Here is a 26370-nt window from a genome sequence, read left to right on the forward strand (position 1 = left end):
CGGTTAATCGCCGGAAGTGGGTGCGGCAGCGGCAAGGTCAACCTGCCACCAGCCCGGCCTGACGTCGTCAAACGAGTGATATTCGGGCGCAAACGCGGCCTGGGCTGGGTCGTCAAAACTGCCCACCAACAAGGCCACCGTCGGCGCGTCGTCGATGGCGCCGATGGAACTGCCGCAAGCGGCGCAAAAGGCCCGGCTGGAATAATCGGAAGAGCGGTAGGTGGCCGGAGCGCCGGCCGTGCCCGTCCAGCGCACTTGATCGCGCGCAAACTCCACCCACGCCACCGTCGGCGCGCCCGTATGCTGCTGGCAATTGCGGCAGGAGCAGCTGTGCGCATTGCTACCCTCGCCGCTTACTTCAAAGCGCACCGCGCCACATAGACAGCCGCCTGTTTGCACCACATTCTCCATTGTTTCTCCTCGTTTGCACCGTTGCGTGCTCTGCCAGCAGATACGTACCCGGTACAATATTGCCACAACCCTCTACCTGGCGCGCCTGGCAGCACATGGCGTCGGCACTATGAAAGAATAAATGGAAGACATCAATTGCGAAGGCTTGCCGCACATCCGCGTACTGGCAGGCGAAAACACCAGCGGTCCCGTGTATGAAACCCTGCCGGCGCGCCAGATCGACGAGCACGTCTACGAACTGCTGGCCTCGCCCGGCCTGACCCTGAACCTGGCACGCGGCGACATCGTCAACATCGCCAACCCGCTCGCCCCCGCCGAAGTCTTAAAGCGCGGCGGCAACTTCTGCATCCATATCTACGATGCCGACGACGTGTCGCAAGAGGCAGTGGACCAGCTCGAGCGCGACGTGCAAAGCCAGCTGGGCGGCACCCTGGATGGCCAGTACAAGGGCAACCTCACCTTCAGCGTGCCGGGACATCACGGCATCTACAGCGTCAACGGCCCCTTCGACGCCTTCCGAGAAGCAACGGGCGTGGAATGGTATTTCGCCAACATCTACGTCAACCTCGATGACGACGATGATGAAACCTTGCTTAACTGGTGGGTGGATATGTAAGGTTGTCCGTGCACCAGGCGGGCCCATGACACATGTCAATGCTCCGTATTGCTCTGGCCCACATCAAGATGCTGACCCACGCCTTGCGTACGCTCTCCTCTATCGTCAACCACAGAGAGCAACGCTATGCCCTACATTGCGCGTGCCGATTATGCGAAGCAAAAAGAGTTCGTGGGAAATGGCGAGTGCGTTACCCTGGTCAGGCACCTCACCGGCGCCCGTGCCTCATCGCTTTGGCGCGAAGGAGACAAGGTGCCGGATCTGCTGGAACAAGGCGGTATCGCGAAAGGCACAGTGATTGCCACCTTCGTCAACGGCCGCTATCAGAATCTGCGGCAGGGCAATCATGCGGCGCTGTTCATCCGCCAGGTGCCTGGCGGCATAGAAATTTTCGACCAGTGGCGTAACCACAAGCCCAGCGCCCGCGTGATCTACTTCGGCCGTTCGGCGGCGGGGGCATCGAATCGTCCCGAACTCTATTCGGTAGTGGAATGAAGCCGCTTGCACTGGCGACATTGGTCATCGCTGCCGCGGCGATACGGCCAACTGCCGCGGCCCCCATTGCGTCCGTTTCTTGCCCGCAAGCGCCTCCCTCAAGCTGGAACCTGCCGGCCAGCAAACTCGATGGCGTACGCGTGCTGTCCTATCCGGCGGATCAGCCGCCAGCAGCTGGCGAAGGGTTGCCTATCCTGGCCCCGGACAAGGAATGGACACGCAACGGCACCTTGCATCAACGCTGGGACATCAATTTTGATGCGCCCGAGTATCTGTTTCAGGTGGACTGCCTGTATGCGGGTACCGAACGCTACCTGCGCATGGCTTTGCCAGGCGTCAGACAGTGCGTCGCAGCCATTGCACAGCGAACAAAAATGGTCAGGTTTCAGTGCAAATAGGCAATACGGCTGGCATGCAACGGAGCGGCTATCGCCACCGCATGTACGCATCCCGTTAAACGGACTGCAGTCCGTCCTCACCTCCCGCCAGCGCCCCCTGTGGCGAGAAATAAACAAACTTTCCCGTGGCAGGCTGGTACAGCAGCGGTCCTTCGTCAGAAATGGCCAGCAAGCAAGGCCAGCATGCGGCAAGCGCGGCCGGTGTCAGCGCATAGACAAGTGTCCGGCTGGCCATGAAAAAGACGGGCGCCGCGCCGGCAAGTGGAAAGTGGGAAGAGAGAAACCTTGCCACGCGGCCATCCTGCGCCGGGTATTCGCTGGAAACGGCATCGAACTCGGCCAGCCAGTCCGGCCCCGACACTGTCGTCTGCAGGCGGTGCCCGTCGCGCAACTGCATTGGGTGTATTTCATCGGGATGGGCCGACACATGGCGTATCCATAGTTGCGCCGCCGCATCGGGCGTCAGCGCCTGCACCTGCGCCAGCGTCCCTGCCGATATGAAAAAATCGGCATCGAAGAAGGGCCAGTCCGGCTCAGGCTGCAGCGGCCGGCCAGCGTCGCCGCCCAGGTCTCCTACGATTGACATATCTCAAGGTAGCGGCCCAGCACCTTGTCCATGCCCTGCTCGATGCATTCGACCACCAGCGCGTGGCCGATCGACACTTCCAGGATGCCGGGAATGTCCAGGAAGCGCGCCAGGTTGTGCAAATCGAGGTCGTGCCCCGCATTCACGCCCAGTCCCAGCGCCTGCGCCCGCCGCGCCGCCTGCAGATACGTGTCAAACACGGCCTCGGCCTGCGCGCCGCCATAACTATCGGCAAACCGTTCCGTGTACAGCTCGACCCGCGCCGCGCCCACCTCGCGCGCCCATTCCAGCGCCGGGTAGTCGGCATCGACAAACAGACTGACGCGGATACCCAGGTCGTTCAATTCCCCAATGACAGGGCGCAACAGCGCCGCATGCCGTTCGATGTCCCAGCCGTGATCGGACGTCAGCTGGCCCGGCATGTCGGGCACCAAGGTGCATTGCGCCGGGCGCGCGCTTTTCACCACCTCCAGAAAATCCGCGGCCGGATAGCCCTCCACATTCAGCTCGCGCCCCCGCTCCGCACACAGGCGCTGCAAAGCGGCAACATCGTCGTAGCGCGCATGGCGCTGGTCAGGCCGAGGATGCAAGGTGATGCCGGCGGCGCCCAGGTCGAGGAAGCGCGCGGAAAACGCGAGCAGATCCGGGAAATTGCGACCGCGCGAATTGCGCAGCAGGGCGATTTTATTGACGTTGACGGAGAGCTGGGTCATGGAAGGAATGAAGTGAAAGTGACGGGTCTGGCAGCGATTGTAGCGGATCGCCCGCGCAGGGCATGGCCAACCGAACTCGGCACTACGTGCTACGATGCAAGACAAGTTCCACGTTTTCAACAACATGCCATGAAATACAAATTATTCCTGTTTGACCTCGACGATACCTTGCTCGATTTCCGGGCGTCCGAAAAACGCTCGTTTCTGCACACCATGCACGAACTGGGCTTGCGCGACGGCATCGACGCGCTGTTTTCCCAGTACCAGGCGATCAACGTCGATCTGTGGAAACGTTTCGAAACGGGTGAGGTGAGCAAGGATTTTCTGAAAGTGGAGCGCTTCCGCAAAACGTTTGCGCTGAACGGCATCGCCATCGATCCGGAACTGGCCAGTCGTTTGTATCTGGAATCGCTGCCGGACACGGTCGTGCTCATCGATGGCGCAAAACAAGTATGCGAAACCCTGTCGCGCATCGGCGAAGTGGGCATCATCACCAACGGCGTCGAATCCATCCAGAACCGCCGCATCGCCGCCTCCGGCTTGAGCGACTACATTTCCTTCGTCGCCACCTCCGAAGCGTGCGGCCACGCCAAGCCGGACGTGCGCTTCTTCGACTACGCGGCCAACATGGCGCGCGCGTTCAGCAAGGAAACAACCATCATCATCGGCGACCGCCTGGACGCCGACATCCTGGGCGCCAACCGCTACGGCATCGCCAGCTGTTGGTTCAACCCGGACGGCATGGCCAACACCTCGGCCGCCATCCCCACCTGTGAAGTGGCCAGCCTGCACGACATCGTGCCGGCGCTGGACATGATGCAGGTCAACTTGAAACAGGCTTGATCTGCAACAAGCGCACCATGTGAAATGCGCGGGAAGACGCCAAAATGGCCAGCTTCTCGCGTACCATCAGGACTCCGCACCTTGAAGCGAGTCCATGCCGAATTTCACTTTCCTGATTATCATCGCGGCGCTCGTCCTGCTTTACGTCATGCGGGCCAAGCGCCAGACGGCCAGGTCCCGTGCGCCGCTGCGGCTGCACAGGAAACCCGTCATGACGGCGCGTGAGCAGCAGATGTACCACCTGCTGCAAACGGCCTTGCCGGAATGCACGGTGCTGGCGCAAGTGGCATTTTCCGCGCTGGTGACGGCACAGGGGCGGACAAACAGAAACCGTTTCGACCGCAAGGTGGCCGACTTTGTCCTGTGCAGCCAGCAACTGAACGTCATCGCCATCATCGAACTCGACGACAGCAGTCACGCCGGGCGCGAACGCCAGGACCAGGAGCGCGACGCCATGCTCAGGCTGGCCGGTTACGTGACCTTGCGCTATGCCAACTTCCCCACCCAGCAGGCGCTGCGTGCCGATGTCGAGCAACTGTTGCTGCAAAGAGGCGACGTCGTTCCAGCCTGATGGCACCACCCAGACATCAATCGCGCGTCAGCACTTCCAGCAACTCAATCTCGAAGATCAAATTGGAATGCGGTGGTATCAAGCCCACCTGCCGCTCGCCATACGCCAGCGCCGCCGGCACCCACAGCTTGCGCGTGCCGCCGACCTGCATGCCGTGCAATCCCAGAATCCAGCCCTGGATCACCTTGTTATTGCTCAACACACAGCGGAAAGGCTCGCCCCGCTTGTGCGACGAGTCAAACTCCGTCCCATCTTCCAGCCAGCCCCGGTAATGGGCCGTGACCAGCGCGCCACGTGCTGCCGCCTTGCCGCCACCCACCACGATATCGTCAATCTTCACTTCAGCCGTCATCTCGTTTCACCCTTGAGAAATATCAATGCCGCGATTGTACGACAGCACGAAAAAAGCCCCGGCAGTGACCCGCCGGGGCTTGTTCTATTGCTGCAAATTCTGGTGGGGCTTCCGTGAGTCGAACACGGCACCAACGGATTATGAGACACATGATCTATCTAGCCAATACGCAAAAAACAGCTATCGAACAGTGGATTCGTTCCAGTTTTTTATCTAGTCGTTCTACGCTGGACAACAGTTTCGTTCAAGATGCGATTATTAATTTTTTCTTTCCAAGATTTCTGCGCAACACTTAAATTTCTCTTCCTAGCAGTTTGCTTAAGGAAAGCTAATTCCTTCTCAAAAAGAAAACCCTTACTGTCCGCATACTCAATAACAGATAAATTTGCATTTGCAGTAGGGTTAGCCTTAATTTTCTTAAGGCCAGAAAATAACGTACCCGTATCTATTTCCATGAAACGATTGACGCACACGTTTCCTACATACGTCTGATTACCCGTAACGGTATTTCTGATATAGCAATGCTCCTTGATCTCCTTGCCACACGGGCATGAATCGAACTCATCACTTACCTCAACTGAATCGAGCTTCCACTCCAATCGCGCTTGTTCGAATACCTTGGAGTGTGAGAGCGGTAAGATATGATCTCGCAAACGTTCAAAATTATGAGTCATTTTTTTCCTTAAAACAAAAGTGCATTAAAGGCAAATCATCACAACCAGAAAATTAAAAATGTTACCTAAAAACAAATTACCACAACCAATAAGACACATCAAGTAGCAATGATAAGCACCGGCAAATTTGCGGCATGTGCCGCCAAATGTCCAGCTGAGAAATGCGCATAGCGTCGAACCATTTGCGCCGATTGCCAACATCCCAACTCCCAATGGCAGGGTCACAATGGCAGCAATGGCAGGGTCAGGTCCATCATTCAGACACAAACCCAACCATAGCCACATTGAACAACGAGGATGATCTGCGGCGTACTCAATTGCGACTACATGATTGGACGCAGAGCAGTTCCTGCGCGACTTATTGGCAGACGGGCAATTACCAACGCGCCCAATCAAAGCTGATGCGGACGGTGCCGGTTATTCTTGGGCGACAGTGCGGCGGACACAAAAGGCCCTTGGCGTGGCGGCAATCAAGGGAGGCATGAAAGAGGGCTGGACCTGGCGGCTGTGAGCGGCGAATTTCCGAAGGTGCTCAAAAAACTATGTGAGCATCTTCGGTGGAAGTGAGCGCCTACGTGGATTGCCAGTTGCTGGCGCTGGTCGGCAGTGACTGCGGCGACCTGCTCAGTTTTGAGCGGGTTTCAAACAGCGCCAGCGCACAGGGCTAACTGCCGGCCAGGCTGATACCGGAAATCCTGTATCGCTTTCACGCGCCACTGGCCTATGGTTGCGCCTCACCCGAAGATAGTCCCAAATCAGCGGATGTTAGCCTTCACGCGCCATTTGACGAAGGGCTGCGGAACTTCCCTTTTTCGTTACACCGCATGCAGTTGTCGCGTAAGCACATTTAATGCGGCGTGTATTCGACTCAGGCCGCTGCGCATAAATCGTTACGGATGACCTTGGCTCCAGTCGTCTGGGCCATTTGCCGTCGTCGCCTAAAATTGGCGTGACAATTGCGCCCCGATTCCCTGCCTTCCGATAGAGCACGCCGACCTCGTTGATAGTGACAGCGAATGCGCTGAGATTCGTTACTGTAATACTCATGCCGATGTGTTGGGGTGCTCCACCATAAGGAATTGCGTGAGCCGGCCTGACACGGAGTTTTATTCTTGATTTGTCCACACTCGCCCAAGTGTTCACCACACCCAGCACCGCGCCGACAGTGGCAATCGAAATCGTAATTACTTGAAGCAATGTCACTCCAGCTAACGGCGTGTTGAAGTCTAAAGTCACAGCACCCTCTTCGTTCTCAAAAAAGCAAGTATAGCTTAAGCGAGAGGGTGTTAGAAAACGAACGATTTCTAACACCTACAAATATCAACACAAATCAATGTTGGAAATATAGGGCCTGCCATTTCTAACAGGTAGATATATTCTAACAGTGTTTTCCAACAGTCTTAACCGGAGAAATACCATGGCAACCTTCGCTTACGGCCGCGTCAGCACCAAAGAGCGAACCGCAGACAACCAGAAGATGGAAATTGAAGCGGCCGGCCACCAGGTCGATTACTGGTATGCGGATACCATCAGTGGCAAGACCAGCGCCAGCGAGCGCCCGGAGTTTGCCGCGCTGCTGGCCCAGATTCGCAATGGCGAAACTCTGGTGGTGGCGAAGCTGGACCGCCTCGGCCGCGACGCGCAGGACGTCGGCGCCACCGTCAAGCTGCTGGCCGCCCGCAAGATTGCCGTCATCGTGCTGCAGCTGGGCAAGCTGGACCTGACTTCCCCAGCAGGCAAGATGATGATGACCATGTTGGCAGCTGTGGCCGAGATGGAGCGCGATTTGCTGGTGGAGCGCACGCAAGCTGGCCTGGCCCGCGCCAAGAGCGAAGGCAAGACGCTGGGCCGGCCATCTAAGACCACAGCTGAGCAGCGCGCAGACATAATTGGCAAGTACGCTACCGGCGAAAGCGTTAGTGCATTGGCTCGGCTGTATGGAGTATCGCGGGCCAATATTTTGGGCGTAGTAAAACCTTGATTGAAAATTAGCCGAGCAGAATCCCGTCCAGCGTGTTTGTAAGGCTTTTCCATTCCTGCGGAATTCCATCGACAGGAAGAAAATCACGCTCTTTACTCAGGGGCGAAAACTCGCAAGGAACCTTTGCGGTAACAGAACATAGCAGTCGCATATTTGACGGCGCATCCAAGTTCACACACTTCACAGTGACTTGAAGGTCACATTCTGGATTACTAAGAAGCGAGCCCAAATCTTGGGCGTAATATTTCGGGCAATATCCCAAGAACCACGACGGTGTACCGGTCCGCATGGCGACCGCCTGCGCATCAAAGTTATTTTGCGGGTCAGTCATGAGATAAATACGCTCGCCCTTCTCCAGCAACCGGATACGGTCTATTGCAGCTTGAGGTAAGTGGGACAAGCTCCGTGCAAAAAACTCTAGATGATATTGCCCTTGTTCAGATACTTCAGGTGGCTGGAACAGTTCAATGGAATCGGTGCCTCTAATGCCTCCAGTGAGGGCTAGAATTGCCATAGGCTTCTCATCCATATCGGATAAGCCTAACCACCTTAAATAATCCTTGAACTCTGGCCGAGACTTACTAATCAGCCTATTTGCAAACAATGGGAATAATCGAGGTGACTCATAAACAGCCTCCACATTTTGCATGCCGCTAAACTGGCGGAAGTCCTTAGCGCGGAAAATGCCCTGCGTGTACGAAAATGCATACGTGCTACCGTTGTGCTCTAGCTTAGCGACCGGAATCCACTCCCTGGAATCGGGTTGCTGCCACGCGACAAAAAGAGTGCTCATGATTCTACCTAACAATTAACCTATTGATATTTATTCTCAGCAATTTGGCTGTAAATTCCCTTGCAACGTCGGTCATCAACTGACCGGGAACTTGATTGATTATGTCCGCTATATCTGCATCAGCGATGCTTGCCAGACGCTCTATCCACATATCACCTGCCCGCTCATCCTCTTTATGTGAAAGTTGAAAAAGGACATGAGTGAAATACGCTTTCACCTTAGCGTCGCCCGCAGCGTGCGGGTAGAATGCCGAGCGAGCTCTGTTCGCGTAGGCTTCTAGTGACGCCCCTTTGTCCTTAGTGCTGAGCATAATCTTGCGCCGTTCATCTGTTTCGTTTCGCGCCAGACCTGAGCCGTGATCATAGGAGGCGGACAGGAAGAGTTGGCCTCCGCTGCTTACCACCCCCCAGTTTTCGGAATGCCGGTCCTGATTTGCGATCCAAGCATCAAAAAGTAGGTACCCTACAAACACGCCTAGAGCTGAGTCTACGCCATTTCCAGGCAAATACCCCTGTGGGGGTGCAATAATGTCAGCATTCTTTTTTAGCAACTGGAATGCCCGACTAGCGATGTGACTTCGCTGTTCATAGTATCGTAAATTCTCGTCGCCGCGCGCCACGGTTACCTTACCTTCGATCAACTCATTCCCATGAATTAAGCGGTCACCCTTCTTAACAAGGGAGGGCGAAATAATACCATTACGTCCATTCCATTCTGCAAGATCATAGTGGGCATGCGGAATACCCAAAAGCTCGGCCAACTCAGCGGCAATCTTTTCCGCCCAATTTTCGCCGGTACCTGGACGCCCTTCTTTGAAAAGGGTACGTCGCCGCTGGGCGTCCAGGTACCAAAACTTGAATTTTGTACCCATTTGCTCGGATAACTCCGCCGCATCAGGGGGCACACTTACGATAGGAAACATTTTGGCAGCCTCGGACATAAAGAACCACAGACTTATAGGGAAAACCTACACAGTGCCTACATAGAAAATTAAGCCAAGAAAAAAGGACTTAGATTTTCACCTAAGTCCTTGTTTTTATTGGTGGGCCTCCCGTGAGTCGAACACGGCACCAACGGATTATGAGTCCGCTGCTCTAACCAAGCATGAGCTAGAGGCCCGGGGACTGCGGCTTGGCGGCGCTGTTGATGCCCGCCTCGCGCGGCCGTTTTGGAAACGGACACGCGAGGATAGGGGTATCAGGGGCGTACGTCAAGCCCTATTGGCTTCTAGTTGCCTTCCAAGAAGCTTTTCAGCTTGTCGGAGCGCGATGGGTGGCGCAGCTTGCGCAGCGCCTTGGCTTCGATCTGGCGGATGCGCTCGCGCGTCACGTCAAATTGCTTGCCCACTTCTTCCAGCGTGTGGTCGGTGGACATTTCGATGCCGAAACGCATGCGCAGCACTTTTGCTTCGCGTGGCGTCAGGGAATCGAGCACGTCCTTGACCACGCCGCGCATGGACGCGTGCAACGCTGCGTCGGCCGGGGCCAGGGTGTTGTTATCCTCGATGAAGTCGCCCAGGTGGGAATCGTCGTCGTCGCCGATCGGCGTTTCCATCGAAATCGGCTCCTTGGCGATTTTCATGATCTTGCGGATCTTGTCCTCGGGCATCTCCATCTTGATCGCCAGGGTGGCCGGATCGGGTTCCGCGCCCGTTTCCTGCAGGATCTGACGCGAGATACGGTTCATCTTGTTGATCGTTTCGATCATGTGCACGGGAATGCGGATCGTGCGCGCCTGGTCGGCGATCGAGCGCGTGATGGCCTGGCGAATCCACCAGGTCGCATACGTCGAGAACTTGTAGCCGCGGCGGTACTCGAACTTGTCGACGGCCTTCATCAGGCCGATATTGCCTTCCTGGATCAAATCGAGGAATTGCAGGCCCCGGTTCGTGTATTTCTTGGCGATCGAAATGACCAGGCGCAAGTTGGCCTCCGTCATTTCGCGCTTGGCCTTGCGCGCCTTCATTTCACCGGCCGCCATCTGACGGTTGATATTACGCAAGTCCGGCAGCGGCAGTACGACTCTAGCCTGCAGGTCGATCAGGCGCTGCTGCAGTTCCTTGACGGTCGGAATGTTGCGGCCCAGGATGGCGCTGTAGGCGTGTCCTGCGTTGACTTCGCCATCGACCCAGTCCAGGTTGGTTTCATTGCCCGGGAAGACCTTGATGAAGTGAGCGCGCGGCATGCCGCAGCGGTTCACGGCCACGTCGAGGATCTGCTTCTCGATATGGCGCACTTCGTCGACCTGGCCGCGCAAGGTGTCGCACAGCTTTTCCACGACCTTGGCCGTGAAGCGGATGCCCAGCAACTCTTGCGAAATGGCTTCCTGCGCCTTGGCGTACGGCTTCGAGTTGTAGCCTTCTTTTTCGAAAGCGCGGCGCATCTTGTCGAATTGCTGCGAAATGACGGCAAATTTTTCCAATGCCGTGCGTTTCAGCGTTTCCAGCTGCTCGGCGGAGAAGCCGGCGGCGCCCGAAGCGCTCGCTTCTTCCTCTTCCTCTTCTTCCTCTTCTTCCGCTTCGCCCTCTTCCTCGTCTTCTTCGACGGGAGCGGCCACGACAGGAGCGGCGGCGACCGGCTCGTTTTCATCGACGAGGCCGTCGACGATTTCGTCGATCTTGATCTCTTCGTTGGCGATGCGGTCGGCGGCGGCGATGATTTCGGCGATCGTCACGGGACAGGCGGAAATGGCCTGGATCATGTCTTTCAAGCCATCTTCGATGCGCTTGGCAATCTCGATCTCGCCTTCGCGCGTCAGCAGCTCGACCGAGCCCATTTCGCGCATGTACATGCGCACGGGGTCGGTGGTGCGGCCGAAATCGGAATCGACGGTCGACAAGGCGGCCTCGGCCGCCGCTTCCGCCTCGTCATCGCTGGTGACGACGGCAACGTTATCGGACAGCAACAACGTTTCCGCATCGGGCGCGTGCTCGTAGACGGCGATGCCCATGTCATTGAAAGTGCCGATGATGCCTTCGATGGCTTCCGGATCGACGATGTTTTCGGGCAAGTGATCGTTGATTTCCGCATACGTGAGGAAACCGCGTTCCTTGCCGAACTTGATCAGGGTCTTGAGTTTCTGACGCCGGCGCTCGAGTTCTTCCTCGCTCGCTTCCGTATCGGACGAGAACGCATCCTTCAGCAGCGCGCGCTCTTTCGCCTTGCGGTCCTTGGCCTTGGCCTTGTCGACGGCCTTCAGTTCGGCCCGTTCGACGGCGTTCAGGGCGGCGACTTCATCATTTTCTGGCTGGAATTCTTTTGGCTTGCGGCCGCGGCGGCCTGGCACTTTTACCGACGGCAAGACATAACCGGACGTATCGATGGCCGCCAGGGTGGCAGCGTCGGTGGTCTGGCTGACCACAGGCGGCGCGCTGGTCACGCGCGCTTCTGGCCGGTCGAGCGCCTTTTCGGCTTTCGTGGTAACTTTAGTGGGCTTTGCAGCCGCTTTGGATTCGGGTTTCTTGATTGGCACAGGCGCTTTCGATTACACAACGACTTGCTTTACGGTGGATTAGGATAAAGTTTGCTGCCAGTTCCCTGTCTACCTGCGGGAACCACCATCTTCGAACCTGCCGACTACGCAAATTCGACACTGTTACGTTACTTACACCTCATCGGCCACGATCCGCGGGAAGCGCAGCAATTCCTGTCCACCGGCTGTTGCCAGCCGCCTCGGCAAAAATTCCTGCATCGACCGCGTTGGGAGCGAGAGCCTGGCGCGGCTTGCCAGCGTCTGCGAGCCTTGCCCGCAACGCCGAAAACGCCAGTTGGCCCTGGCTGCCGACACGATCCACCGCGCCGATCAAGAGCCTAACTTACTGAAAACAAATACTATTTACGAAACAGAACTAGCTTGCCAAAGCACACAATACTTAGCATTTAATTATAGCACGCGAAAAATGTTTTTCCAGTGCGCGCCATACCCTCAAGGCAAGGTTAGCGATTCACCAACTCGGCATCGCGCTCGCGCTCCAGCGCCCCCTGCTCCTGCATGATTTCGCGGTAGCGTACACCAATTTTCTCGGATGGCAAACCCGACGCAAACAATTGCTGCAATTCAGCCTTCAAGGCATTCAATTTGATCTCGCGGATGGTGCTCACCAGCCACGACAATTCGCTGTCGTAATCGGATTCCGTGCCGGCCGCGATCTCGCCGATGATCTCGTCATATTCGCTGCCCAGCTCCTTCAATTGCTGCGCCAGCGCGGCAAAGCTGCCGTGCTCGCCCAGCGCCTGGCCCACGGCCACCAGCTGCCCCAGGCTGTGCGCCGCATCGGGCCCCAGGTGCTGGAAGGCGGCCAGGGCCGCTTCGTCGATGCGCATCGTCAGCGGCGGATGCGCCACCAGCATGCGCATGATCTTCAATTCCAGGCCGACAGGCACGGGACGGCCCGATTTCGGCGGCGCGCGGTGCGCCACAGCAACGGGTTTCGCCAGCTCGAACAGGGCTTCGATCTCGGCCGGCGTGGACTGCGTCAGCTGCGCCAGACCCCGCACGATCTGCAAGCGCAAGGATGACGGCGCCATCAGCTGCAGCAATGGCTTGGCGTCGAACTGCACCCGGGCGCGCCCTTCCGGTTCCGACAGGTCATGCTCGCCCGACACTTCTTTCAGCAAAAACTGCGACAGCGGCATCGCTTCATGCACTTGCTGCTCAAAACCTTCGGCGCCGAATTCGCGGATATAGCTGTCCGGATCGTGTTCCGACGGCAAGAACAGGAATTTGATCGTCTTATTGTCCGACACGTGGGCCAGGCTCGCTTCCAGCGCGCGGCGCGCGGCGCGGCGGCCGGCCTTGTCGCCGTCGAAGCTGAAAATCACGTTGTCCGTCTGGCGCAGCAGTTTTTGCACGTGGGTGGGCGTGCACGCCGTACCCAAAGTGGCCACGGCTTGCGGGAAACCCATCTGCGCCAGCGCCACCACATCCATGTAACCCTCCGTCACCAGCACGTAGCCGGCGTCGCGGATGGCCTGGCGCGCCTCGAACAGCCCATATAGTTCGAAACCCTTGGAAAACAAGGGGGTTTCCGGCGAGTTCAGGTATTTCGGTTCGCCATGGTCGAGCACGCGGCCGCCAAAGGCGATCACTTGCCCCTTGGTATTGCGAATCGGAAACATGATGCGTTCGCGGAAACGGTCGTAGCGCTTGCGGTTGTTGCCTTCTTCATCGACCTTGTCGATCACGAGACCGGCCTCGGCCAGGGCCACCACGTCGTAATCGGGGAAGACGGAACGCAGATTATCCCAGCCGCCGGGCGCGAATCCCATGCCGAAGCGAGCGGCCACTTCGCCCGTCAAGCCCCGGTTTTTAAGGTAGGCGATGGCTTCCGGCGCGTAGCGCAATTGTCCGCGGTAATAATCACACGCCTGCGTCATGGCGTCGGACAGGGCCAGGCTTTGCGCCTGGATCTGCGCGCGCTGGGCCGGCGGGATCTTGTCGTCCGCTTCCGGCACGACCATGCCCACGTTCTGCGCCAGGTCCTTGACGGCATCGACAAAGCCCATGCCCGAGTACTCGATCAGGAAGCCGATCGAGGTGCCATGCGCGCCGCAGCCGAAGCAGTGATAGAACTGCTTGGTGGGGCTGACGGTAAAGCTGGGCGATTTTTCACTGTGGAACGGGCACAGGCCCATGAAATTGGCGCCGCCTTTTTTCAGCTGCACATAGCGGCCCACGACATCGACGATATCGACGCGGTTGAGCAAATCGGAAATGAAGGATTGAGGTATCACTGGCGAGGGCGGGTCTTGTTATAGGTCAGACTATACTACCGCACGCGGCCTGAGGTTGAGCCAGGTCAACGTGTGGGCTGTTAACAGGCTGCCAGCGCGACGGCTGGCAGCCCTTGCTACTATTGTATGCTTACGCTGCCGGCGTCAAGGCTTTCTTGACCAGGGCGGACACCACCGTCATGTCGGCGCGGCCCGCCAGCTTCGGCTTGACGATGGCCATGACCTTGCCCATGTCTTGCGGACCGGCGGCGCCCGAGGCGGCCACGGCGGCAGCCACTTCGGCCGCCACTTCTTCTTCCGACAGGCCGGCAGGCATGTAGCCGATCAGGTGCACCAGCTCGGCTTTTTCGATATCGGCCAGGTCGGCGCGGCCACCGGCTTCGAACTGGGTGATCGAATCCTTGCGCTGCTTGATCATCTTTTCCACGATGGCCGTCACGTGAGCATCCGTCAATTCGATGCGCTCGTCGACTTCCTTGCGCTTGATTTCCGCCAGCAACAGGCGAATCGTGCCCAGCTTGCCCGCTTCCTTGGCGCGCATGGCGTTTTTCATGTCTTCGGTAATTTGTTCTTTCAAGCTCATGGCAATCCTCGTTGGTCAGTATGGGAACGGTGCTCGGGCGCGGCCAGAAACAAGTACGGGCCACAAAAGCGAAAACCCGCTGCGGCGAACCGGAGCGGGTATGCGACTCATCTGAAGTATCACTCCAGGCGAATCAAAACAAAACCCGTGGCGAACAATGCGCCGAACTACCCGGGTTGGTTCTGACTGAACAGTCTTAGAATAATTTTTTCGGCAGTTGTTGGCTGCGGATGCGTTTGTAATGACGCTTGACAGCAGCTGCCAGCTTGCGCTTGCGCTCAGCTGTTGGCTTTTCGTAGAATTCGCGTGCGCGCAATTCGGTCAGCAGACCCGTTTTTTCGATGGTGCGTTTGAAGCGACGCATTGCGACTTCGAACGGCTCGTTTTCTTTAAGGCGAATAGTGGTCATGTAAAATTCAAACCGTTGAGGTGGTGTATAGGAAGAGATAGATAGTAGCAGCTTTTATTCGGAAAGGGAAGCCCCTCCCCACTTGCGTGCGGCATGCAGCCTGAGGTCGCTGCCGGAATGTGGCGTAAACCACGCACCGGTGCCCCCATCCTACAGAGTTGCTTACTGCAAGGCAATACCTGCCGCCACGCCGGAAGCCCAGGCCCACTGGAAGTTGTAGCCGCCCAGCCAGCCCGTCACGTCGACCGATTCGCCGATGAAATACAGGCCCGGCACCTTATTCGCCATCATGGTCTGCTGCGACAGCTCGCGCGTGTCGATGCCGCCGCGCGTCACTTCCGCCTTGCGGTAGCCTTCGGAGCCGTTGGGCACGATGGACCAGGCATTGATGGCCTGGCCCAGCTTGCGCAGCTGCGCGTCGGGCATGTCGGCGATGCGCGCGTCCGGCGCCAGGCCATTGACGGCCAGCAAACAGTCCGCCAGGCGCTGCGGCAGCCATTGCGCGACGATATTGCCCAGCTGCTTCTTCAAGGTACCCTTGCCTTCGATCAAGGTCTGCGCCACGTCCACTTCCGGCAACAGGTTGATGACGATGGGCTCGCCCGGCAGCCAGTAGCTGGAAATTTGCAAAATCGCCGGGCCCGACAAGCCGCGATGCGTGAACAGCAAATCTTCGCGGAAACGCGCGCCCGTGGCCTTGCGGCCTTTCAGGCTGCCCGTTTCCACATCCACTTCCAGCGCGATGCCGGACAGTTCCGCGAACGGCGCCCAGCTGGCCGGGTCGAATGTCAGCGGCACCAGGGCCGGACGCGGCTCGACCATCATCAAATCGAATTGTTTGGCGATGCGGTAGGCGAAATCCGTGGCGCCGATCTTCGGGATCGACAGGCCGCCCGTGGCGATGACGATGCTGGCCGTCTCGATGTCGCCGCTGTCCGTCTGCAGCACGAAGCCGCCGTCCGCTTGCTGGACAACATTGTCGATCTTGCACGGCATGCGCCAATGCACGCCGCCAGCGGCGCACTCATCCTTGAGCATGTCGATGATCTGCTCGGCCGATTCATTGCAGAATTGCTGGCCCTTGTGCTTTTCGTGGTAGCCGATCCGGTATTTTTTTACCAGCGCGAGGAAATCCTGCGGCGTGTAGCGCGACAGCGCGCTCTTGCAGAAATGCGGATTTTCCGAGAGGAAATTTTGCGGGGTGGCGTTGATATTGGTGAAATTGCAACGTCCACCACCCGAGATGCGGATCTTTTCGGCCAGCTTGGCCGCGTGATCGATCAACACCACGCGCTTGCCTTGCTGGGCGGCAACAGCCGCACACATCATGCCGGCCGCGCCCGCGCCGATCACTGCCACATCAAATTGTTTTGCCATAAGAATTCCGGTCACCGCTGATTACAAAGACGCCATTGTAAACTGCGGCGGCGCGGCTAGCGCGGCCGTGCTGCAATCTGCCGCGATGCCATCAGGCATTGCTCCACCTGTTCGGCGATCGATGGCGGCACGGGCACCTCGCCGCGCAGCACGGCGGCGATCCAGGCGGCCGTGGTGGCCGCGTCGCGCTCGGCCGGCAAGTGCGGCAACTCTTCCACCAGCAACTGCTTTTCCACCAGCACCGTGCGTTCGCTCCCGTGAAACCAGTCGATCTGCTGCGCCTTGTTGGCATTGGCCACCGTTTCGCCTTCCGTGCCGCGCATCAGGAAGGCGTCGCCGCGCGCCGGATCTGATGCAGTCAGGAAATATTCACCGAGCATTTCCAGGTATTCCGGGTGCGTGTACGACACCAGGCGCAGGGCGGGACCGGCGAACGGCTGCATGATTTTCACCAGGGTATGCGTGGAATTGCGCACGCCCAGCACGCGCCGCAACGACAGCATGTGCGCCAGGCGCGGCGCCAGCGCCTCGATGGGCAGGAAGGCGGCTGCGCCGCGCGCCATGGCGGCCTCGGCCTGCACATGGTCCGGCGAGGCGGGCACGCCCAGCGCGGCCAGCACTTCGGCCGTCGTGATGCGGCCCGGGTCGCTCGTCACGCCATGCACGAGCACGGGCGCCCCCGCGCGCGCCAGCAGCAGCGCCAGCAAGGCCGTCAGGTTGGCCATCTTGCGGGCGCCGTTGTAGCTGGGAATGATGATGGGAGCGAATTCGCCGGCCGGCGCGGCCAGCGGGACGAATGACGCTTCGGCCGCATCGAGAAAGCCGGCGATCTCGTCCACGGACTCGCCTTTGATGCGCATCGACAACAAAATGCCGCCCAATTCCAGGTCTGACACGCGGCCCTCCAGCATGGCGCGGTACAGGGCGCGGGCGTCATCGCGCGTCATGCTGCGCGCGCCGTTCTTGCCGCGCCCTATTTCCTTGATGAAACGTGCAGCGGGGAATGGCTCGCCGGCCACATCGGTATGGGGGATGGAAACAGTCGTCATGGCGCCAGTTTACACGGATTCTCCCCCTTGCAGACGGGCTGGACGACGCCATAGACGCCAATGCAACAGTCTTTCCAGCTATTTCTTGGACGACTTTGGACGAATGTGCATCACGGCTGCATCCAAACGCGCCGCCGCTGCGTATAAGACTGCACAGGGGGGAACTCATCATGGAACACGCGATCAAACAGGAAACTGCCTTCGTCGGCATCGAAACGAGCAAGCTGCTGCTGAAAGCCGTGCTGCTCTCGGGCGGCGAAGTGCTGTGCAAGGTGCTGGAAAACGACGTAGCCGGCTACCGCTGGCTGCGCAGCTGGCTGCAAAGGAACGACGTGTCCGTCATGGGCTTGCGCGTCTGCATGCGTATAAACGAGCCGCACAGCGAGGCTGCCGCCAGCGCGCTGGCCGGCATGGGCATGCTGGTCTGCGATGCCGAGCCCGTCCGGCTGGAAGCGTATGCGCGCGGCTGCGGCTTGCACGGCGGCGCGGCGCGCGGCGCCGTGGTGCTGGCCAAGTATTGCGCGGCGGCACGCCCTGCCCCCTGGACGCCCCCTTCGCCCGCCTACGTGGAGCTGTGCCAGTGGCTGCGCCGCCTGCAAGCCGTGCGGCAGCTGCGGCAGCAGGAAATGGCGCGCCTGGAAACCCATTTCCATGCGGGCCAGATTGCGCTGCATCAATTGCTGCGCCAGCAAATCGCCTGCCTGGACGCGCAGATACGCCAGCACGAAAGCGCCATTCTCACGCATGTGCGGCGCCATCCCGACCTGCCCCGGCCGCCCGAGCTGGCCGGCAACTACCCGCGCATCGCCCGCTACAGCGTTGGCGCCAGCCTGGCCGGCGGTCATTGAGCGCCCCGAGGCAAGGGGCCGGCGGCGTGCCGGTCCTGCCATAAAAACAACTCAGCCATTACCGTTTTGGCCCCATCCCCGCCGCCAGGCCGCATTTCCGCTACACTATTGCCTCTTAAAGAACGCAATAGCGAAAGCCGAGCCAGAATCATGAATACGCCAGACATCGAAAATATCAACGTCACCTCTTTCGCGCCCATGCCGACACCGGCCGAACTGCACGCCAAGCTGCCCCTGTCGGAAAGCGCCTTCGACACCGTCAGCCGCGGCCGCGAAGCGCTACGCAACATCATCGACCGCAAGGACCAGCGCCTGTTCGTCGTCGTCGGCCCGTGCTCGATCCACGACCCCGTCGCCGGCCTCGATTACGCGCGCCGCCTGAAAGCGCTGCAAGAGGAAGTCAAGGACACGATGCTGCTGGTGATGCGCGTGTATTTCGAAAAACCGCGTACCACCACGGGCTGGAAGGGCTATATCAACGATCCGTACATGGACGATTCCTTCAAGGTCAACGAAGGCATGGAAAAGGCGCGCCAGTTCCTGCTCGACGTGTGCGAGCTGGGCCTGCCCACCGCCACCGAAGCACTGGACCCCATCTCGCCGCAATACCTGGGCGACCTGATCGCCTGGACCGCCATCGGCGCGCGCACGACGGAATCGCAGACGCACCGCGAAATGTCGTCGGGCCTGTCGACACCGGTCGGCTTCAAGAACGGCACCGATGGCGACATCAGCATCGCCGTCAACGCGATTTTGTCGTCGGCGCACCCGCACTCCTTCCTGGGCATTAACGCCGAAGGCAACGTCGCCATCGTGCGTACGCGCGGCAACGCGTATGGCCACGTGGTGCTGCGCGGCGGCGACGGCCGCCCGAACTACGATTCGGTCTCGATCGCCATCGCCGAACAGGCGCTGGCCAAGGCCAAGCTGCCCGCCAACCTGGTGGTCGACTGCTCGCACGCGAACAGCTATAAAAAGCCGGAACTGCAGCCGCTGGTGATGGGCGACGTGGTCAACCAGATCCGCCAGGGCAACCGCTCGCTGGTGGGCGTGATGATCGAATCGAATATCGTCAGCGGCAACCAGAAGATCCCGCAAGACCTGTCGCAACTGACCTACGGCTGCTCCGTCACCGACGGCTGCATCGACTGGGACACGACGGCCACCATGCTGCGCGATGCGCATGCGCACTTGTTGAACCGTCCTAAGTAAGCAGCGCAGTGCCGGGGTCAGACCCCCGACCACGTTGGCGCTGACCTTTGCGTTAGTGGTGTTGAGGGTCTGACCCCATACAGGTCACGCCATCAGCACATGCGGCAGCACGGCGAACGATCCCGCCAGCGCCTGTTCCGCCTTGCTGGCCGGGATATTGAGTTCATTGACATCCAGGTAGATGCGTCCGTCCAGGATGCGCACGGCGTACGTGCGCGCCATGCCCTGCACGGGCGCCACCAGGCGCCCCGAATCGAGCTCGATGATCCAGCCGTTCTTCGGCCCCATCAGGTTTTTCTCCATCAGCACCCCGTGCGCCAGCGGGCCTCCCAGGCAAGGCACCGTGTCGAGCAGCGCATACACCGTGTCATCCAGGGCGCGAAACAGCGCCACGCCGGGCAAGTCCTGCCAGGCCAGGCCCCGCTGCACCATGCGCGCGCCCGCCGGCGGCATGTCCTTCAGGCGGCAAATCATTTTCCATTGTTCCGACATCGCTAGCTCCCTCGAGAAAGGCACACGCCTGTCTAAGCAAGAGCGGTGCCAGTGCCGCACAGGCGAAAAATGGCCAACATCCGGGAAAAACGGCACCGCAGCGCACTGCGCAAGTGCACACTGCCGCCGAAATGGTGCGCCCGCCGCACGGTGGACCAGCCGGCTTTCCTTTACAATGGCGGATTACTCCTCCCTATTCAGTACCTTCATGATTGTTCTTGGCGTCGAATCCTCCTGTGACGAAACCGGCCTGGCCTTGTACGACACGCAACGCGGCCTGCTGTCGCACGCCCTCTACTCGCAAGTAGCCATGCACGAGCAATATGGCGGCGTGGTGCCGGAACTGGCGTCGCGCGACCATATCCGCCGCGCCATCCCGCTGCTCGAAGAAACCCTGGCCAAGGCCGGCGTCACCCTGCCCGAAATCGACGCCATCGCCTACACGCAAGGGCCGGGACTGGCCGGCGCGCTGCTGGTCGGTTCGTCGGTTGCCTGCAGCCTGGGCCTGGCCATCAACAAGCCGGTGCTGGGCATCCACCACCTGGAAGGCCATCTGCTGTCGCCGCTGCTGGCGTCCGAGCCGCCGGAATTCCCCTTCATCGCCCTGCTGGTGTCGGGCGGCCACACGCAGCTGATGCGCGTCGACGGCGTGGGCCAGTACGCGATGCTGGGCGAAACGCTCGATGACGCGGCCGGCGAGGCGTTCGACAAGTCGGCCAAGCTGCTGGGACTCGGCTATCCGGGCGGCCCCGCCATTTCGCGCCTGGCCGAATTCGGCGACCCGCTGGCGTATAAACTGCCGCGTCCCATGCTGCACTCGAAGGATTTCAATTTCAGTTTCTCCGGTTTGAAGACAGCCGTGCTGACGGTGGTCAAGAACCATGAAGAAAAAGTCATCGCGAATATCTGCGAACAGGACAAGGCGAACATCGCGCGCGGCTTCGTCGACGCCATCGTCGACGTGCTGACGGCCAAATGCGTGTCGGCCCTCAAGCACACGGGCTTGAAGCGCCTGGTGATCGCCGGCGGCGTGGGCGCCAATGCGCAATTGCGCGCCTCGCTCAACGCGGCGGCCGCCAAGAAGCGTTTTAAAGTGTATTACCCGGAGCTGGAATTCTGTACCGATAACGGCGCCATGATCGCCTTTGCCGGCGCCATGCGCCTGCAGATCAATCCGGACGCCGCCAAGCACGATTACTCGTTCAACGTGCGCCCGCGCTGGCCGCTCGACGAAATCCGCGAAGTTTAATATAGAAACCCTAAAACGAAGGGCTGGGGTCAGACCCTGTGGGTCTGACCCCGGTCGTTGCTGCTGGGTTTTACTTCGCCAACAAAAAATTCCGACCGACCGCCACGCTACCCTCTTCCACCGTTTCATCCTTCAGCTCCACGCCAGACAACTGCCTGGTAAACGCCTGCGACAGCAGATAATGCAGCCGGTAGGCGGCCTGCGCATACGCCAGCCCTTCCGGGCGCACGTTCGAGATGCAGTTGCGGCGCTCGTCCAGCAAGCCTATTTTTGGCGCCCACGTCAGGTACAGGCCCAGGCTGTCCGGGGAACTGAGGCCCGGCCGCTCGCCGATCAGCACCAGCACGGCGCGCGCCTTCAACAACTCCCCTATTTCATCGCCGATGGCCACCCGTCCCTGCGCCACGATGTGCAGCGGCGACAGCGTCCACGCCTCCGGCGCCAGCCGTGCGCGCAGGGCGGCCAGGAAGGGTGCCGCGTGGCGTTGTATCGCCAGCGCCGACAGGCCATCGGCCGCCACCAGCGCCAGGTCCACGCCCTTGGCGCCGCCATCCAGGCGCGCGCGTGAAGCGTCGTCGAGGCGGCGCCCCAGGTCGGGGCGTTGCAGGTAGTCGGCACGCGTGGCGGCGGCGCTGTGCAGCCGCACGCAGTCTTGCCCCTGCGCGGCCAGGGCGCTTGCCAGCGCTTCGCCATCGAGCGCCAGGTGCACGGCGTCGCGCGCCTGCGCGTGGGCCAGCTGGAACGCCAGCTGCGCGCGGGTCGGCACACTTACGCCGCGGCGCCCCAGCGCGATGCGCGCCGCCGTATGCGCGCGCAGCGCCTGCCACGGGGTTTTCTCGTCCATGTATCCTCCCTAGCCTTCCAGGCGCAGCAGGGCCGCCTGGAAGGCCGGCGCCAGCGCCGTGTTCAGGTGCCCCTGCGCATCCGTGATCTGCATGTGCGCCAGCCAGGCTTCGAATTCCGGTGCGGGACGCAGGCCCAGCACGCGGCGCGCATACAGCGCGTCGTGGAACGAGGTGCTCTGGTAGCCCAGCATGATGTCGTCCGCCCCCGGCACGCCCATGATGAAATTGCAACCGGCCACGCCCAGCATGGTCAGCAAGGCGTCCATGTCGTCCTGGTCCGCTTCCGCATGGTTGGTGTAGCACACGTCGCAGCCCATGGGCAGCCCAAGCAGCTTGGCGCAGAAATGGTCTTCCAGCCCGGCGCGCATGATCTGCTTGCCGTCGTACAGGTATTCGGGGCCGATGAAGCCCACCACGGAATTGACCAGCAGCGGTTGATACGCGCGCGCCACCGCATATGCGCGCGCCTCGCACGTCTGCTGGTCCATGCCGTGGTGGGCGCCGGCCGACAGGGCGCTGCCCTGCCCCGTCTCGAAATACATGACGTTGTTGCCCGCCGTGCCGCGTCCCAGCGACAGGGCCGCCGCCCGGCCCTCGGCCAGCAGCGCCAGGTCGATGCCGAAGCTGCGGTTGGCCGCCTGCGTGCCCGCCACCGACTGGAACACCAGGTCGACGGGCGCGCCGCGGCGTATCGCCTCGAGCGTATTGGTGATGTGGGTGAGCACGCAGGACTGCGTGGGAATCTGATATTGAGCTATGACGGCGTCGAGCAGGTGCAGCAGCGACACCACCTGCGCCACATTGTCGGTGGCCGGATTGATGCCGATCACGGCGTCGCCGCTGCCCAGCAGCAGGCCATCGAGCATCGACGCCGCGATGCCCGTGGCGTCGTCGGTCGGATGATTCGGCTGCAAGCGCGTGGCCAGGCGCCTTTCCAGGCCCAGGGTATTGCGAAAGGCCGTGACGACCTTGCACTTGCGCGCCACCAGCACCAGGTCCTGCAGGCGCATGATTTTCGAGACGGCAGCCGCCATTTCCGGCGTGATGCCGGCGGCGACGCGTGCCAGCGTTGGCGTATCCGTCGCGTCATCGAGCAGCCAGTCGCGGAAATCGCCCACGCACAGGTGGGAAATGGGCGCGAACGCGGCGCGCGCGTGGGTGTCGATGATCAGGCGCGTGACTTCATCGTCTTCATACGGCACCAGCGCCTCATTGAGAAATGTCAACAACGGCACCTCGGCCAGCGCCAGCTGCGCCGCCACGCGCTCGCGCGCACTGGCTGCCGCTACGCCGGCCAACACGTCGCCCGAACGGGGCGGCGTGGCCTTGGCCAGCAGCTCCTTCAGGCTGGCGAACTGGTAAACATGGCTGTCTATCGTATGGCTGAAGCGGGGCATAGATTGTGCTCCAAGGCATCCCAATGGCCCATTCTACGCCAGGCTACAGGCTGCGCAGCGCCCCTTCCAGCTGCGGATAGCGGAAGCTGAATCCCTCGTCCAGCAGCCGGCGCGGCGCGACCCGCTGGCCTTCCACCAGCAAGTCGGCCTGCTCGCCCAGCAAGGCGCGCATGACGAAGGCTGGGGTGGGCATGACGCTGGGGCGGTGCAGCACGGCGCCCGCCACCTGGGCAAAATGGCGCTGTTCGATCGCTTCCGGCGCGCAGATGTTATACGCGCCCTTCACCACTCCCTCTTCGCTGCGGCGCGCCAGGTGGGCGATGGCGCGGATGACGTCGCGCACGTGCACCCACGTGACCCACTGCCTGCCGCTGCCCAGCGGGCCGCCCGCGCCGAAGCGGACTGGCAGCAGCATCTGCGGCAGCGAACCCTGGTGGCCGAAGACGAGGCCGAAACGCATGCAGCCCACTTGCACGCCATGCTGCTCCGCCTGGCGCGCCGCCGCTTCCCATTCCTGGCACAGCTGCGACATGAAGATGGCTTGCGGCGCGCTCTCCTCCGTCAATTCCGCCACGTCGCCCTGCGGCTGCACGCCGTAATAGCCGATGGCCGATGCCGACAGCAGCACGCGCGGCTTGTGCTGCGCGCGGGCGATCCACGCCACCAGTTCCTGCGTCAGCGCCACCCGGCTGCGGCGCAGGGCCGCCTTGCGCGCTGGCGTCCAGCGCTTGCCGACGATGCGCGCGCCGGCCAGGTTGACCACCATGTCGATGCGCTGCGCATCCGACAATGCGTCCAGCGAGTCGATGCAGCGCACCTGGCCGTCGAAGGTCCACGCGGCCTGCTTCGGCTGGCGCGTCAGCACCGTCACCGCATGGCCGTCGGCCAGCAAGGCGCTGACCAGTTGCTGGCCGATGAAACCGGTGGCGCCCGTCACCAGCACCGATTGCGGCGCGGCGGCAAAGCGCAGGCGCTCCTCTTGCTCTTGCTGCTCCTGCACCTTGCGCCGTCCCAGCTGCCACACGGCGTACGCGTCGCGCAGGCCGGACAAGCCCACGCCCACGCCGCACAGGGCGAGGAAGACGCTGAGCCAGCCATACGGCTGCCACACGAGGGCCGTCGGCAAGCTGGCCCACTCGCTGCTGTTCAAGGCCAGCAGGGCGATGAAGGCGCCCGCGTTAATCGCCAGCACCGTGTGCGTCACCCGCTCCGTGGCTGGCAAGAGGCGGGTTTGATCTTCCACAACGAAGTCCCACAGTGTCAGCACGATTTCCACGCCAAACACGATGACCAGCACCCAGGCCCAGGCGCCATGCCACTCCCAGGCTGCCAGGCCCACGAAGAGCAGGCTGTAGATCAGGGCGCGCGTCGCATGGATGGTCAATTCGAGGCGCGCTGACGCCTTTTGCGGCAGCGCCTCCGTGATTTCATGGTGGTAGATGGTGTCGAAGGCGCCCAGGCAGCCTTGCGCCGCCATCAGTTGCAGGGCCAGCAGATGCGTATTCATGGTGTTTCCTTCATTTCTGGTGCGGCGGACTCGCGAAACACGCCGGCCTGGGTAAACGTGGTGCCGAACAGCGCGTGGCGGATCTCGATGCGGATGTTGAACTGCTGCGGCGTGTCGTTGCGGTGGCACAGATAGGTCTTGCCGGGCGTGAGTACGCCGGGCAGCGGCATGCGCCAGCCGAACAGGTCCCAAAAATAGCCGTCGCTGGTGAAGTGCAGATTGCCATCCTCGACGTGCAGGACGAGCTTCATGCCCAGGCCCATGCCCACGTATTCGAGCACTTCGCCTTTCTCGCTTTCGGCCATGTAGGACGTGAAGCGGATCGGCGCGCGCCCGTGCAGGCGGTAGGTGCGCTGCTTGAAGATGAAGGGGCAGCCGGGGCGCGAATAGACTTCGATATCCACGGGGAAGTCGTGGTCGTCATACGGGATCAGCGCGCCGTCGATGAAGGGGCGCGTGAGCCAGCCCAGCACCTTGCCCAGGCGCGAACTCGTGAGTTCACTGAGTTCGCCCCGGTAATACAGGGGCTGGCCCGGCGCGGGATTTTTCTCGAAGCGGCGGCGGATGTCCGGGTGCAGCGTCAGCCACCGCTCGCCCATGACCTTCCTGAACAGTTCTCCTTCCGAGGGGCCGTTCATGATTTCTCGCGCTTGCCCGGCTTGTCTTCCGGGCTGAGGAACTTGGCCACCTTGCCGCCCATGGCCAGCATGCGCTGCAAGGTCGCCGGCGGCAGGTTTTTATAGTCGCTGTAGGTGGCGCTGAGCATTTCCAGGAAGGCCAGCACTTCGCCCATGCGCGCCAGCGTCTCCGGCGGTATCGCCGCATCGTGCTCGCCCTCGATCGCGCACTCGCGCAGCACCGTCAGAGTGGGGTCGATCTCGCGCCGCTTGCGCTCTTCCATGATGACGCGAAAGATTTCCCATACATCCTGCAGGGCAACGAAATGGTCGCGCCGGTCCCCCATCACGTGCGTGATGCGCGCCAGGCCCCAGCTTTGCAATTCCTTCAGGCTGTTGCTGACGTTCGAGCGGGCCACGTTCAGGCTGGCCGCGATGTCTTCCGCCGTCAGCGGTTCATTCGCCAGGAACAGCAGCGCATGGATTTGCGCCACCGTGCGGTTGACGCCCCAGCGGGTGCCCATCTCGCCCCAGTGGAGAATGTATTTCTGCGTCGTCGGACTCAATTCCATGATTTTCTCTTATTTCTGTCGTTACAGAAATGTAAGACAGAAGAGAAA

General features: G+C 60.7%; 29 protein-coding genes and 1 tRNA gene. 9 read left to right on the forward strand and 21 right to left on the reverse strand.

Going from position 1 to position 26370, the window contains the following annotated elements; genetic code table 11:
• Positions 1-3: 3 nt before the first annotated feature.
• A complete protein-coding gene (locus tag BZG29_RS24285; RefSeq protein ID WP_253192690.1) occupies positions 4-369 on the reverse strand; it encodes a GFA family protein in 366 nt (121 codons plus the stop codon).
• Positions 370-532: 163 nt separating this feature from the next.
• Between BZG29_RS24285 and BZG29_RS24290 the strand changes: the two genes are divergently transcribed.
• From BZG29_RS24290 to BZG29_RS27950, 3 genes are all read left to right on the forward strand, one after another.
• Positions 533-1027 (forward strand): DUF4265 domain-containing protein, encoded by a 495-nt coding sequence (locus BZG29_RS24290; protein WP_077408290.1) that lies wholly within the window; start codon positions 533-535, stop codon positions 1025-1027.
• Between the two features lie 126 nt (positions 1028-1153).
• Positions 1154-1522 (forward strand): BPSL0067 family protein, encoded by a 369-nt coding sequence (locus BZG29_RS24295; protein ID WP_077408292.1) that lies wholly within the window; start codon positions 1154-1156, stop codon positions 1520-1522.
• Positions 1519-1920: an STY0301 family protein gene (locus BZG29_RS27950; RefSeq protein ID WP_150131042.1), complete on the forward strand. Its 402-nt coding sequence runs from the start codon at positions 1519-1521 to the stop codon at positions 1918-1920. Before BZG29_RS24295 ends, BZG29_RS27950 begins: the two co-directional genes overlap by 4 nt.
• Positions 1921-1975: 55 nt before the next feature.
• On the opposite strand, the gene BZG29_RS24305 is transcribed toward BZG29_RS27950, so the two are convergent.
• Both BZG29_RS24305 and BZG29_RS24310 read right to left on the reverse strand, forming a co-directional pair.
• Positions 1976-2506, reverse strand: a complete 531-nt coding sequence (locus BZG29_RS24305) for a DUF2947 family protein (RefSeq protein WP_077408296.1) — start codon at positions 2504-2506, stop codon at positions 1976-1978.
• Complete coding sequence (locus BZG29_RS24310) at positions 2494-3219, reverse strand: pyridoxine 5'-phosphate synthase (RefSeq protein WP_077408298.1); 726 nt, start codon at positions 3217-3219, stop codon at positions 2494-2496. The genes BZG29_RS24305 and BZG29_RS24310 overlap by 13 nt, the downstream gene beginning before the upstream one ends.
• A 129-nt stretch (positions 3220-3348) precedes the next feature.
• Between BZG29_RS24310 and BZG29_RS24315 the strand changes: the two genes are divergently transcribed.
• A complete protein-coding gene (locus BZG29_RS24315) occupies positions 3349-4062 on the forward strand; it encodes a YjjG family noncanonical pyrimidine nucleotidase (RefSeq protein ID WP_077408300.1) in 714 nt (237 codons plus the stop codon).
• 94 nt (positions 4063-4156) lie between these two features.
• On the forward strand, positions 4157-4633 hold the full coding sequence (locus BZG29_RS24320; protein ID WP_077408302.1) for a DUF2726 domain-containing protein: 477 nt from the start codon (positions 4157-4159) through the stop codon (positions 4631-4633).
• Between the two features lie 16 nt (positions 4634-4649).
• On the opposite strand, the gene BZG29_RS24325 is transcribed toward BZG29_RS24320, so the two are convergent.
• From BZG29_RS24325 to BZG29_RS27960, 3 genes are all read right to left on the reverse strand, one after another.
• Positions 4650-4985, reverse strand: a complete 336-nt coding sequence (locus BZG29_RS24325) for an FKBP-type peptidyl-prolyl cis-trans isomerase (RefSeq protein ID WP_077408304.1) — start codon at positions 4983-4985, stop codon at positions 4650-4652.
• Between the two features lie 209 nt (positions 4986-5194).
• Positions 5195-5659: a hypothetical protein gene (locus tag BZG29_RS24330; protein ID WP_077408306.1), complete on the reverse strand. Its 465-nt coding sequence runs from the start codon at positions 5657-5659 to the stop codon at positions 5195-5197.
• 765 nt (positions 5660-6424) lie between these two features.
• On the reverse strand, positions 6425-6970 hold the full coding sequence (locus BZG29_RS27960; protein ID WP_150131043.1) for a hypothetical protein: 546 nt from the start codon (positions 6968-6970) through the stop codon (positions 6425-6427).
• Positions 6971-7076: 106 nt separating this feature from the next.
• Between BZG29_RS27960 and BZG29_RS24335 the strand changes: the two genes are divergently transcribed.
• Complete coding sequence (locus BZG29_RS24335) at positions 7077-7640, forward strand: recombinase family protein (protein ID WP_077408308.1); 564 nt, start codon at positions 7077-7079, stop codon at positions 7638-7640.
• A gap of 7 nt (positions 7641-7647) precedes the next feature.
• Here BZG29_RS24335 and BZG29_RS24340 read toward each other — a convergent pair whose 3' ends face one another.
• The 9 genes from BZG29_RS24340 to ybiB form a co-directional block, all read right to left on the reverse strand.
• Positions 7648-8433, reverse strand: a complete 786-nt coding sequence (locus tag BZG29_RS24340) for an HIRAN domain-containing protein (RefSeq protein ID WP_077408310.1) — start codon at positions 8431-8433, stop codon at positions 7648-7650.
• Positions 8434-8437: 4 nt separating this feature from the next.
• Positions 8438-9355, reverse strand: a complete 918-nt coding sequence (locus BZG29_RS24345; RefSeq protein ID WP_150131044.1) for a hypothetical protein — start codon at positions 9353-9355, stop codon at positions 8438-8440.
• 118 nt (positions 9356-9473) lie between these two features.
• Positions 9474-9552: transfer RNA gene (locus BZG29_RS24350), tRNA-Ile, on the reverse strand.
• 108 nt (positions 9553-9660) lie between these two features.
• Positions 9661-11904, reverse strand: coding sequence for an RNA polymerase sigma factor RpoD (gene rpoD, locus BZG29_RS24355; RefSeq protein ID WP_076567827.1), 2244 nt, complete (start codon positions 11902-11904; stop codon positions 9661-9663).
• Positions 11905-12368: 464 nt separating this feature from the next.
• Positions 12369-14165: a DNA primase gene (gene dnaG, locus BZG29_RS24360; RefSeq protein ID WP_077408314.1), complete on the reverse strand. Its 1797-nt coding sequence runs from the start codon at positions 14163-14165 to the stop codon at positions 12369-12371.
• 130 nt (positions 14166-14295) lie between these two features.
• Entirely contained in the window at positions 14296-14748 is a 453-nt protein-coding gene (locus BZG29_RS24365) for a GatB/YqeY domain-containing protein (protein WP_076567823.1), read from the reverse strand.
• Between the two features lie 196 nt (positions 14749-14944).
• Positions 14945-15157 carry a 30S ribosomal protein S21 gene (gene rpsU, locus BZG29_RS24370; protein ID WP_008451879.1) on the reverse strand — a complete coding sequence of 71 codons (213 nt, stop codon included), beginning with the start codon at positions 15155-15157 and terminating at the stop codon, positions 14945-14947.
• A gap of 162 nt (positions 15158-15319) precedes the next feature.
• Entirely contained in the window at positions 15320-16534 is a 1215-nt protein-coding gene (locus BZG29_RS24375; RefSeq protein WP_077408316.1) for an NAD(P)/FAD-dependent oxidoreductase, read from the reverse strand.
• A gap of 56 nt (positions 16535-16590) precedes the next feature.
• A complete protein-coding gene (gene ybiB / locus BZG29_RS24380; protein ID WP_077408318.1) occupies positions 16591-17583 on the reverse strand; it encodes a DNA-binding protein YbiB in 993 nt (330 codons plus the stop codon).
• Positions 17584-17753: 170 nt separating this feature from the next.
• Here ybiB and BZG29_RS24385 point away from each other — a divergent pair, with 170 nt between their 5' ends.
• Positions 17754-18431, forward strand: a complete 678-nt coding sequence (locus tag BZG29_RS24385; protein ID WP_077408320.1) for a hypothetical protein — start codon at positions 17754-17756, stop codon at positions 18429-18431.
• Between the two features lie 150 nt (positions 18432-18581).
• Entirely contained in the window at positions 18582-19643 is a 1062-nt protein-coding gene (locus tag BZG29_RS24390; RefSeq protein WP_077408322.1) for a 3-deoxy-7-phosphoheptulonate synthase, read from the forward strand.
• A gap of 84 nt (positions 19644-19727) precedes the next feature.
• Here BZG29_RS24390 and BZG29_RS24395 read toward each other — a convergent pair whose 3' ends face one another.
• The gene (locus tag BZG29_RS24395; RefSeq protein WP_077408324.1) at positions 19728-20135 is read right to left on the reverse strand and encodes a nitrite reductase (NAD(P)H) small subunit; all 408 of its coding nucleotides are present in this window, start codon (positions 20133-20135) and stop codon (positions 19728-19730) included.
• Between the two features lie 208 nt (positions 20136-20343).
• Between BZG29_RS24395 and tsaD the strand changes: the two genes are divergently transcribed.
• Complete coding sequence (gene tsaD / locus BZG29_RS24400; RefSeq protein WP_077408326.1) at positions 20344-21384, forward strand: tRNA (adenosine(37)-N6)-threonylcarbamoyltransferase complex transferase subunit TsaD; 1041 nt, start codon at positions 20344-20346, stop codon at positions 21382-21384.
• 70 nt (positions 21385-21454) lie between these two features.
• On the opposite strand, the gene eutC is transcribed toward tsaD, so the two are convergent.
• Genes eutC through BZG29_RS24425 form a run of 5 tightly spaced genes read right to left on the reverse strand, consistent with a single transcriptional unit; the run spans position 21455 to position 26322 of the window.
• Positions 21455-22228: an ethanolamine ammonia-lyase subunit EutC gene (gene eutC / locus BZG29_RS24405; protein ID WP_077408327.1), complete on the reverse strand. Its 774-nt coding sequence runs from the start codon at positions 22226-22228 to the stop codon at positions 21455-21457.
• Positions 22229-22237: 9 nt separating this feature from the next.
• Positions 22238-23626, reverse strand: a complete 1389-nt coding sequence (locus tag BZG29_RS24410; RefSeq protein WP_077408329.1) for an ethanolamine ammonia-lyase subunit EutB — start codon at positions 23624-23626, stop codon at positions 22238-22240.
• A gap of 43 nt (positions 23627-23669) precedes the next feature.
• Complete coding sequence (locus tag BZG29_RS24415) at positions 23670-25133, reverse strand: TIGR01777 family oxidoreductase (protein ID WP_077408331.1); 1464 nt, start codon at positions 25131-25133, stop codon at positions 23670-23672.
• Positions 25130-25771 carry a DUF4166 domain-containing protein gene (locus tag BZG29_RS24420; RefSeq protein ID WP_077408333.1) on the reverse strand — a complete coding sequence of 214 codons (642 nt, stop codon included), beginning with the start codon at positions 25769-25771 and terminating at the stop codon, positions 25130-25132. Before BZG29_RS24420 ends, BZG29_RS24415 begins: the two co-directional genes overlap by 4 nt.
• The gene (locus BZG29_RS24425; protein ID WP_077408335.1) at positions 25768-26322 is read right to left on the reverse strand and encodes a MarR family transcriptional regulator; all 555 of its coding nucleotides are present in this window, start codon (positions 26320-26322) and stop codon (positions 25768-25770) included. The genes BZG29_RS24420 and BZG29_RS24425 overlap by 4 nt, the downstream gene beginning before the upstream one ends.
• Positions 26323-26370 lie beyond the last annotated feature (48 nt).

The sequence above is a fragment of the Janthinobacterium sp. LM6 genome (assembly GCF_002002885.1).
Taxonomy (GTDB): Bacteria; Pseudomonadota; Gammaproteobacteria; order Burkholderiales; family Burkholderiaceae_D; genus Janthinobacterium; species Janthinobacterium kumbetense.